Annotated in this window: 9 protein-coding genes; 4 read left to right on the top strand and 5 right to left on the bottom strand. The window is 70.3% G+C overall.

Annotated elements, in window-relative coordinates; genetic code table 11:
- Positions 1 to 314: 314 nt before the first annotated feature.
- Complete coding sequence (locus tag CQZ88_RS00550) at positions 315 to 1,067, bottom strand: hypothetical protein (protein ID WP_029547219.1); 753 nt, start codon at positions 1,065 to 1,067, stop codon at positions 315 to 317.
- 204 nt (positions 1,068 to 1,271) lie between these two features.
- On the opposite strand from CQZ88_RS00550, the gene acs reads away from it, so the two are divergent.
- Positions 1,272 to 3,209, top strand: a complete 1,938-nt coding sequence (acs, locus tag CQZ88_RS00545; protein ID WP_029547218.1) for an acetate--CoA ligase — start codon at positions 1,272 to 1,274, stop codon at positions 3,207 to 3,209.
- 71 nt (positions 3,210 to 3,280) lie between these two features.
- Here the strand turns inward: acs and CQZ88_RS00540 are convergent, their stop codons facing one another.
- On the bottom strand, positions 3,281 to 4,654 hold the full coding sequence (locus CQZ88_RS00540; RefSeq protein ID WP_006945544.1) for an MFS transporter: 1,374 nt from the start codon (positions 4,652 to 4,654) through the stop codon (positions 3,281 to 3,283).
- A 196-nt stretch (positions 4,655 to 4,850) separates the two neighbouring features.
- Here CQZ88_RS00540 and nhaA point away from each other — a divergent pair, with 196 nt between their 5' ends.
- The 3 genes from nhaA to CQZ88_RS00525 are packed head-to-tail and all read left to right on the top strand — an operon-like array spanning position 4,851 to position 7,518.
- Entirely contained in the window at positions 4,851 to 6,068 is a 1,218-nt protein-coding gene (nhaA, locus tag CQZ88_RS00535; RefSeq protein WP_029547217.1) for a Na+/H+ antiporter NhaA, read from the top strand.
- On the top strand, positions 6,065 to 6,565 hold the full coding sequence (locus tag CQZ88_RS00530; protein ID WP_006945547.1) for a phage holin family protein: 501 nt from the start codon (positions 6,065 to 6,067) through the stop codon (positions 6,563 to 6,565). The genes nhaA and CQZ88_RS00530 overlap by 4 nt, the downstream gene beginning before the upstream one ends.
- Positions 6,566 to 6,573: 8 nt before the next feature.
- Positions 6,574 to 7,518: an alpha/beta fold hydrolase gene (locus CQZ88_RS00525; RefSeq protein ID WP_006945554.1), complete on the top strand. Its 945-nt coding sequence runs from the start codon at positions 6,574 to 6,576 to the stop codon at positions 7,516 to 7,518.
- A 12-nt stretch (positions 7,519 to 7,530) separates the two neighbouring features.
- Here CQZ88_RS00525 and CQZ88_RS00520 read toward each other — a convergent pair whose 3' ends face one another.
- The 3 genes from CQZ88_RS00520 to CQZ88_RS00510 all read right to left on the bottom strand — a co-directional run.
- Positions 7,531 to 8,721 carry a MarP family serine protease gene (locus CQZ88_RS00520; protein ID WP_102799083.1) on the bottom strand — a complete coding sequence of 397 codons (1,191 nt, stop codon included), beginning with the start codon at positions 8,719 to 8,721 and terminating at the stop codon, positions 7,531 to 7,533.
- On the bottom strand, positions 8,718 to 9,416 hold the full coding sequence (locus CQZ88_RS00515) for a CoA pyrophosphatase (protein ID WP_006945556.1): 699 nt from the start codon (positions 9,414 to 9,416) through the stop codon (positions 8,718 to 8,720). Before CQZ88_RS00515 ends, CQZ88_RS00520 begins: the two co-directional genes overlap by 4 nt.
- Positions 9,413 to 9,853 (bottom strand): TlpA disulfide reductase family protein (locus CQZ88_RS00510; protein ID WP_102799082.1); only part of this gene is annotated, 441 nt, incomplete at its 5' end. The genes CQZ88_RS00515 and CQZ88_RS00510, both read right to left, overlap by 4 nt.

Raw genomic sequence — 9,853 nt, 5'->3', positions numbered from 1 at the left:
CGATCTCCCGACCGGAATTCCCAGCACGGACACCGAGCACCCACGCGGAGCCGATGCCACTATAAGGGCAAAAGTGTTGTGGGCTTGCGAGATTCGGGTCTTCGAAGGCGAACACCCCGCACCCGTTGCGAGGACGAACCAGCGATATCCGAACCCTCGCCGAGGCCAGTGACACACAACCCATGCAGCACGCTTGGTAACTCGGCAGTCCGTGCCGGCGGGCGACGCCACCGAAGTCATTCGGCGACGTCGCCCGCTTACATGTGGTCACCTGCATGAAAATCGGTGACACGCTTGACGATTCACGCTCCGGATCATCCTCCGGCGAAGGCGTCCGCGATCGATGTCGCCTCGCGCGCGCCCGCTTCCAGCCCGCCGCAGCAGAAGACGATCCAACCCCCGACGCCCTCCGCGGTGCCCGACTCGAAGCCCGCGAGCCCGTCGCGGTAGGCCTGGGCGCGACGCATCCAGCTCACCTCGGGAACACCGAGATTGTGCACGTCCAGCCCGCTCGCGACCGACACGAGGCGGGACGCCGCCCGGGCGATCACGCCGTCGGCGACACCGAACGGGCGCAGCACCGCCAGCTCACCGTGCACCACCGCGGCCAGCACCGGCGCCGGCGCCCGGGTGCCTCCGGTCACCAACTGGGCGAGCGCGTCGAGCCGCTCCCCCACGCCCGGTTCCGTGCGAGGCCGGCCCAGCGCCTCCGACTCGTCGACGAGGTCGGCCGCCGCGAGCAGGTGCAGGCGCGCAAGGGCCTGCAGGGGCGCGCGCTGCCAGGTGGACACCATGACGGCCAGGCCGTCGCCGTCGAGCGCCTGCGCCACCCGCAGCGCACCGGCCAGGATCGGATCACCCGCCTCCCCCGGCGGCGGCAGCTCCATCGATCCGCCGTCGAGCGCGGCGGAGGCCCGGGCCGCCCGAACCGACGCCTCGGCGGCGGTGTTCGGCCAGCCGCGCCGGTTGGTCCTGTGCCGGTGCACCTCGGCGAGGGCATCGCGCGCCCGGTCCGCGGCATCGCGCACTCCGGGCAGGTCGAGCAGGGGCTGCAAGGGGTCGGTCACGGCATCCGACGGTACCGGCCGTTGCCGACCACCCGCGCCCGCGGTTCCACTGGCCGCGGAGGCCGACCGCCCGTCGCGCGGGACCGACCGATCGTCGAAAGTGACCAGGTTGCAGCCGGATGCAACGGTGCGATGTCGGTCACAGGTGACTACCCTCACAGGTGCCCGAACTGTTTGGACCGACCGGAAAGAGGCCCCGCAACCATGACGAGCGCAGCGCAGGACCACGAACAGCAGGTGTACCCACCGAGCCCCGAGTTCGTCGCCACCGCCAACGCCGGTCCCGAGTTGCAGGCCGCCGCAGACGCCGACCGGCTCGGATTCTGGGCGACGCAGGCGCAGCGGCTGGACTGGGCCACCGAGTGGTCCGAGGTGCTGGACTGGTCCGACGCGCCGGTGGCGAAGTGGTTCGTCGGCGGGCAGCTCAACGTCGCCTACAACTGCGTCGACCGGCATGTCCTCGCCGGCAACGGCGACCGCGTCGCCATCCACTTCGAGGGCGAGCCCGGCGATTCGCGCGCGCTGACCTACAACGATCTGCTCGCCGAGGTGTGCAAGGCGGCGAACACCTTCACCGACCTGGGCCTGGTCGCCGGCGACCGGGTCGCGATCTACATGCCGATGATCCCCGAGGCGATCGTGGCGATGCTGGCTTGCGCCCGCCTCGGCCTGACCCACTCGGTGGTCTTCGCCGGGTTCTCCTCGCACGCGCTGCGCTCGCGCATCGACGACGCGCAGGCCAAACTCGTCGTCACCGTCGACGGGCAGTGGCGCCGCGGTCAGGCCGCCCCGCTCAAGCCGGCCGCCGACGAAGCTGTCGCCGATGCGGCGTCGGTGCAGCACGTGCTGGTGGTCAAGCGCACCGGCATCGACGTCGACTGGACCGAGGGACGCGATCTGTGGTGGCATGAGACGGTCGACAAGGCCTCCGCCGAGCACGAGGCGCAGCCGTTCGACGCCGAGCACCCGCTGTTCATCCTCTACACCTCGGGCACCACCGGTAAGCCCAAGGGCATCATCCACACCTCCGGGGGCTACCTGACGCAGGCCTCCTACACCCACCACTACGTGTTCGACCACAAGCCCGGCCGCGACGTGTACTGGTGCACCGCCGACATCGGCTGGGTCACCGGGCACAGCTACATCGTGTACGGGCCGCTGAGCAACGGCGCGACCCAGGTCGTCTACGAGGGCACCCCGAACTCGCCGAACGAGCACCGGCACTTCGAGATCATCGAAAAGTACGGGGTGAGCATCTACTACACCGCCCCGACCCTGATCCGCACCTTCATGAAGTGGGGCCGGGACATCCCCGACGCGCACGACCTGTCCTCGATCCGGCTGCTGGGCTCGGTCGGCGAGCCGATCAACCCCGAGGCGTGGCGCTGGTTCCGGGAGGTCATCGGCGCCGGCCAGGCCCCGATCGTCGACACCTGGTGGCAGACCGAGACCGGCGCGATCATGATCTCCCCGCTGCCGGGGATCACCGCCACCAAGCCGGGCTCGGCGATGGCGCCGTTGCCCGGCATCTCCGCCAAGATCGTCGACGACAACGCCGTGCCGCTGGGGGCCGGCGGCAACGGCTACCTGGTGCTCGATCAGCCGTGGCCGTCGATGCTGCGCGGCATCTGGGGCGACATGGACCGCTACAAGGACACCTACTGGTCCCGGTACGCCGAGGAGGGCTGGTACTTCGCCGGCGACGGCGCCCGCTACGACGAGGACGGGGCCCTGTGGGTCCTCGGCCGCGTCGACGACGTCATGAACGTCTCCGGACACCGGATCTCGACCTCGGAGGTCGAATCCGCGCTCGTCGGGCACCCGGCCGTCGCCGAGGCCGCCGTCGTCGGTGCCGCCGACGAGACCACCGGCCAGGGCATCGTCGCGTTCGTCATCCTGCGCGAGGGCGTGACCAACACCGGCGATCAGCTCATCACCGAGCTGCGCAACCAGGTCTCCACCGAGATCTCCCCGATCGCCAAGCCCCGGCAGATCTCGATCGTGCCGGAACTGCCCAAGACCCGCTCCGGCAAGATCATGCGCCGCCTGCTGCGCGACGTCGCCGAGGGCCGCGAGCTCGGCGACACCTCCACCCTGGTCGACCCGAAGGTCTTCGAGGCGATCCGCGCCCAGGGCAAGTAGGCAGCGGAGCTGCCGGTGCGTCCTTCGGGTTGTCGTAGCCGCCCGAAGGACGCACCGGCCGCGAAGCGGCCCTACACCTCCTCGAGGTGGCGGTCCTTGGTCTCGTGCATCACGAGCAGCGCGACGAAGGTCAGCGCGGCGGCCACCAGCAGGTACACACCCACCCAGCCGACGCCGTAGGTGGTGGCGAGCCACGTCGCGATGAACGGGGCGACGGCCGCGCCGAGGATGCTCGAGACGTTGTAGGCGATGCCCGAACCGGTGTAGCGCACGTTGGTCGGGAACAGTTCGGGCAGCACCGCGCTCATGGGGCCGAAGGTGAAGCCCATGAGGATCATGCCGATGATCAGGAACAGGAGCATGCGCGGTTCGCTCATGCCCTCCGGGGCGAGCAGGATCCCGAAGGTCAGGCCGAACACCATGATGGTTCCGGTGATGACCAGCAGCGTGATGCGGCGGCCGTGGCGATCGGCGAGACGACCGGACACCGGGATCGCGGCCGCGAAGAACAGCACGGCGACGAGTTGGAGCACCAGGAAGTCCGAGTACTGGAAGCCGGCGCCGGTGCCGCCCTGGGCGGGGGTCTTGCCGGTGCCGTGGCTGAGCACCCAGGTCGTCATGATGTAGAAGAGGGTGTACGTCGCGAGCATCACGAACGTGCCGATGATCAGCTGACGCCAGCTCGTCCTGAACACCTCGGCCAGTGGCGTCTTGACCTTCTTGCCCTCGGCGACGGCCTGGGCGAACACCGGGGTCTCCTCCAGCTTGAGCCGCACGTAGAGGCCGATGATCACCATCACGGCGCTGAGCAGGAACGGGATCCGCCAGCCCCACGTCAGGAACGCGCTGCCCAGGTCGGGGTCGGCGTTGTCGTGGTTCAGGAACAGCGTGATGATCAGGAACAGGCCGTTGGCCAGGAAGAATCCGATCGGCGCGCCCAACTGGGGCCACATGGCGGCCCAGGCCCGCTTGCCCTTCTCGGCGGTCTCGGTGGCCAGCAGCGCCGCGCCGCTCCATTCGCCGCCGAGGCCGAGGCCCTGGCAGAAGCGCATCAGTGCGAGCAGTGCGGGGGCCAGCAGTCCCACCTGGTGGTACGTGGGCAGGATTCCGATGAGGAACGTCGCGATGCCCATCGTCAGCAGCGAGCCGACGAGGGTGGCCTTGCGGCCGATGCGGTCCCCGAAGTGGCCGAACAGGATCGAGCCGACCGGCCGGGCGACGAACGCGAGGCCGAACGTCGCGAGCGAGGCGAGCAGGGCGGTGGTGCCGTTGCCCTTCGGGAAGAACAGGTGCGGGAACACCGACACGGCGGCGGTCGCATAGATGTAGAAGTCGTAGAACTCGATCGAGGTGCCGACGGTGCTCGCGACGATGATGCGGCTGCGCGGTACTCCCGCGACCAGCGATCCGTCCCGGCCGGCGGTGTTGTCGAGGGAAGTGCTCACGAAACCAGCTCCAGAGAATCACATGATGGGAATCGATCCCAGTTGCTAGGAAAGTGAACACTTCCTTTCCCGAGCGAATCAAATCGGACATCGGTCGTCCGGGTCGGCGACGGCTACGATTCGTGCCGGGATACGCCGGGACGTCCGTTCGGCGGCGCTCCCCGCGTACCCCGAATTCGCGAATCGAAAGGCCTTCGTGAACCAGCCACTGCGCTCGGAACTCACCCGGTACCTGCGTACCGAGACCGTCGGTGGCGCGATCCTCCTGGTCGCCGCCGCCGTGGCCGTGCTGTGGGTCAATTCCCCGCTCGGACCCGCCTACGAGGCGCTGCGCGACTTCCCCCTCGGGCCGGAATCACTGCACCTGAACCTCACCGTCGGCACCTGGGCGCAGGACGGCCTGCTCGCCGTGTTCTTCTTCGTCGCCGGACTCGAGCTCAAACGCGAGCTGGTCGTCGGTGAACTGGCGGACCGTAAGAGAGCCCTGCTGCCGGTCATCGCCGCGTGCGGCGGCGTGCTGCTCCCGGCGCTCATCGCCGCCGCGGTCGGGTGGGGCAGCCCGGGCATGGACCGCGGCTGGGCGATCCCCGTCGCCACCGACATCGCTTTCGCACTCGGAGTCCTCGCCCTTACCGGTTCCCGCATCCCCACCGGCGCGCGCGTATTCCTGCTCAGCCTCGCCGTCGTCGACGACCTCATCGGCATCGCATTGATCGCCGTCCTGTTCACCACGTCCATCGCGGCACTGTGGCTGCTCGGGACCGTCGCGTGCGCTGCCGCCTACTGGTACGCCCAGCACAAGCGGATCACGACCTCGTGGCTGTATGTCCCACTGGCGCTGCTCACCTGGTACGGCATGCACGAGGCCGGCATCCACGCCACCATCGCGGGCGTCGTACTGGGCCTGCTCACCCGCGTCCGCACCGACCCGGGCGAGCGGCAGGCACCGGCCGAACGGCTCGCCCACGACATCCAGCCCTGGTCCGCCGGCCTGTGTGTGCCCCTGTTCGCGCTGTTCGCCTCCGGCGTCCCCATCAACGGTGAGGTCCTCGGTGACGTGTTCACCAGCCCGGTGGGCCTGTCCGTCCTGCTGGGCCTGCTGATCGGCAAGACCGTCGGCATCTTCGGCGCGTCCTGGCTCGCGATCCGCGTGGGCGTGGCCACCAGGCCGACCGGGCTGGCGTGGCAGGACCTGCTGGCACTCGCCGTGCTCGGAGGCATCGGATTCACCGTGAGCCTGCTCATCGCCGACCTCTCGCTCGCCGGTATCGACGGCGGGGCGCCCGCGGAGATCGCGAAGGCGTCCGTCCTCGTCACGTCACTGATCGCCTCGGTGCTGGGATCGACGCTACTGTTACGGCGTGGGCGAGCCCACCGTAGTCAATACGAACCAACTGGAGGGGTCGACAATTGAGCGTGACGAACGGGAACCGGAAGCAGGGTGACGGGGTACCGACGAGCATCTCGTCCATTCCGCTGACCGAGGTGCGCGCCCGCACTCCTCAGGAAGCGAGCATCGGAGACCTGGTCCGCGATGCCACGGCACAGGTCTCGACGCTGTTCCGCGCCGAGGTCGAACTCGCCAAGGCCGAGGTCACCGGGGAGGTGAAGAAGGGCCTGCAGGGCAGCCTGTTCTTCATCCTGGCCTTCGCGGTCCTGGTGTTCAGCTCGTTCTTCTTCTTCTTCTTCCTCGCCGAACTGATCGACATCTGGACGCCCCGCTGGCTGGCGTTCCTGATCGTCTTCCTCATCATGGTCGTGGTCACGGCGATCTTCGCCCTGATCGGCTACCTGCGGGTGCGCAAGCTGCGCGCCCCGGAGAAGACCATCGACTCGCTCAGGCAGGCCCGTACCGTCCTGCCGCAGCAGCACGACGCGGAGCCGGCACCGGGCCCCCGGCACGCGCGCTGACCCTCCACATGCAGGGCACCGTGTCCCTCCCCGATCCGTCCACGGTCCGGTACCCCGGGCCGTGGACGCACCGCGACATCCACGCCAACGGCATCCGCCTGCACGCCGTCGAGGCCGGCCCGTCCGGCCCCGACGCGCCGCTGGCGCTGTTCCTGCACGGGTTCGCCGACCTGTGGTGGTCGTGGCGCCACCAGCTCACCGCCTTCGCGGACGCCGGATACCGCGCCGTCGCCGTGGACCTGCGCGGCTACGGTGACTCCGACAAGCCGCCGCGCGGCTACGACGGCTGGACCCTGTCGGGCGACGTCGCCGGCCTCATCCGCGCCCTCGGCTGCTCCGAGGCGACGCTGATCGGACACGCCGACGGCGGGCTGGTGTGCTGGGCGACGGCCGTGCTGCACCCGCGGCTCGTCCGGGCGATCGCCCTCGTGGACTCGCCGCACCCGATCTCGCTGCGGGACGCGGCGCTGCACGACCGCGCGCAGCGGTCGGCGCTGCTGCCCACGTTCCTCGCCTACCAGGTGCCGTGGCGGCCCGAACGCAAGCTCGTGCGCGACGACGGGTGGGAGATCGAACGACTGCTGCAGGCCCGTTCCGGCGCGCGGTGGCAGCAGTCGGACGAATTCCGGGAGGTCGCGGAGCGGATGCGGTCGGCCATCCGGATTCCCGGCACCGCGCACTGCACGCTCGAGTACCAGCGCTGGGCGTTCCGCAGCCAATGGCGGCCGGACGGACGCCGGTTCATGGCCGCAATGGACAAGACGCTGACCCTGCCGGTCCTGCAACTGCACGGCACGCTGGACCCGTACGTGCTGCCGGCGACCGTGCGCCGGTGCGTCCGCCACGCTCCGGGCCGGAAACTGCTCATGATCGACGACGCCGGGCACTACGCCCACCAGGAATGCGCCGACGACGTGACCGCCGCGCTGCTCGACTTCGCCGCCGGACTGTAGGGACGCCCCGGCTCAGGCGATGCACGTACCCGTCGCCACCGCCGCGAAGGAATCGTCGGCCAGCTCCAGCTGACTGCTCACCTCCGCCGCGGTCAGCACGAACCCGGTATCGCTGTTGTCCACGGCCGCGCCGAACACGACGCCGAGCACCCGGCCCTGATCGTCGACGAGCGGCCCGCCGGAGTTGCCCTGACGAATCGAACCGCGGACGGTGTACACCTCCCGTTCGACGGTGCCGGAGCGGTAGATGTCCGGCCCCTGCAGGTCGAGTGTCTCCCGGATCCGTGCGGCGCTCGCCGTGTACGGGCCCCCGCCGGGATATCCGAGGACGAGGACGTCCTGACCCGAATCGGCGGGCGCGGGCGCGAACGCGAGCGGCGCCACGTCGAGTCCCGGCACCGAGAGGATCGCGACGTCGACGGCGGGATCGAAGAGCACGACCTCGGCGTCGAGCGCCCCACCGAGCGTCTCCACCGACACCGCCGACGTGCCGGCGACGACGTGCGCGTTGGTCATGACGCGTTCGGGCGCGACGACGAACCCGGATCCCTCGAGCGCACGCTGGCAGCTCGGCGCGACGCCGTTGATGCGCAGCACACTCGGGTGCAGGTCGAGCGCGACGGGACTGGCGAGCACGCTCGGGTCCGGCGGCTCCACCTCGGTGATGGGCGTGCGGCCGAACGGCCCGATCACCTCCGGCAGGCCCGAGGTGTCGAGCAGCGCCGAGAACTCCTTGGGGACGCCGCGCAGCCAGTCCGGGGCCAGCACGTCGACCGTGGCCAGCACCCGGGAGCCGCGTACGGCGGCCGAGATCTCCGGTTGCGACGACGCGGTGAGCGGAATCGCGAGCAGCCACGCCGCCACCAGCACCGCCACGGCCTGCAGACCGGCCCCGACCACGCTGTCGACGCCCCGCGCGACGGGGCTGTGCATGTTGCTCCGCGCCGCCCGGCCGAGCACCATGCCCGCGACCTCGCCGATGATGACGAGCACGACGATGAGCGCAATCCCGGCGAGGATCCGCATCCGCCCCTCCTCGACGTGCACGAGCACGTGTGGGGCGATGAGGATGCCGGCGACCGCGCCGAGCACCACGCCGAGGAACGCCAGCGCAGACGCCACCGCGCCCTGCCGCAGGCCCGACGACGCGGCCACGAGCACGACCAGCAGAATGAGCACGTCGATCCATCCGGACGGTGTCACGGTTCGACCACCCCTGTCTCGAGCTCGGCGAGCGTGACCTCGAAGTCACGGATGTCGGTGTGGTCCCACTCGATCTCCCAGCCCGACACCGCGAACAGGCCCGCCAGGATCCCCGCCGTGAACCCCCACACGAGCATGTCGTCCACGAGGAAAGCCGGTCCCTGGTAGCCGCGCTCGTGCCGGATCTGGAAGCGGTTGTCCGGATCGAGCAGGTCGTGCAGAGAGACCCGCACCACCCGGACGGCCTCGCGGGGATCGACCACCCCGATGGGGGTGGGTTTCTCCCAGAAGGCGACCACCGGGGTGACGTCGAACCCGGACGGTGGGATGAAGATCTCGGGCAGCACCGTCAGCGGACGGACGCCGGCGGGGTCGAGGCCCGTCTCCTCCTGCGCCTCGCGCAGCGCGGTCGCGATCGGGCCGTCGTCCTCCGGGTCGGCGGCGCCACCCGGGAAGGCGACCTGCCCGCTGTGCTGACGCATCGTCGGCGCCCGCTGGGTGAGCAGGACATCCGCGTCGGCGGGCAGACCGCCCCGCGCGAGGGGATCGGGTTCGGACGAGCCACCGAACAGCACGAGCACGGCCGCCGGACGGACGGTGAACCCGTTCGGTGCGCGGCGGTCGAGCACCGGGTTGACCTGGTGCGGATCGCTCGGCGCCACGGTGGACACGCGGCGCAGCCAGTACGGCGTCATACCTTCACCCCCAGGTGGTTCTCCACGGCTGCGGCGACGTCGTCGGCGCTGCGGAACGGCTGAGGCAGCACCTTCGCGACGGAACCGTCGGGCCGGATCAGCACCGTCACCGGCAGCACGGGTGGCGACTGCACCGCTGCCTGCACGCGCGCGGACCCGTCCTGCACCCCCGGCAGCCGTACGGCGTACTCGGCGAGCCGGGACAGGGCGTTGGCCTCGTTGGGGTCGGTGTGGACGGTGACGACCGCAACCGCGTCACCGGCACGCTGCGCGTACTCCTGCAGGTAGGGCAGTTCCTCGGCGCACGGCCCGCACCACCAGGCCCACAGGTTCACCAGCGCGGGCCGGCCCGCGAGCGCGGCGGCCAGATCGACGCTGCTGCCGTCGCCGAGGCACTCGAACCGCAACCCCGCGAGGGGCCCGGCCCCATTCCCGGC

This window comes from Rhodococcus sp. ENV425, assembly GCF_002887785.1.
GTDB classification, from domain to species: domain Bacteria; phylum Actinomycetota; class Actinomycetes; order Mycobacteriales; family Mycobacteriaceae; genus Rhodococcus; species Rhodococcus aetherivorans.
This window is presented reverse-complemented; position numbering and strand designations above follow the sequence as displayed.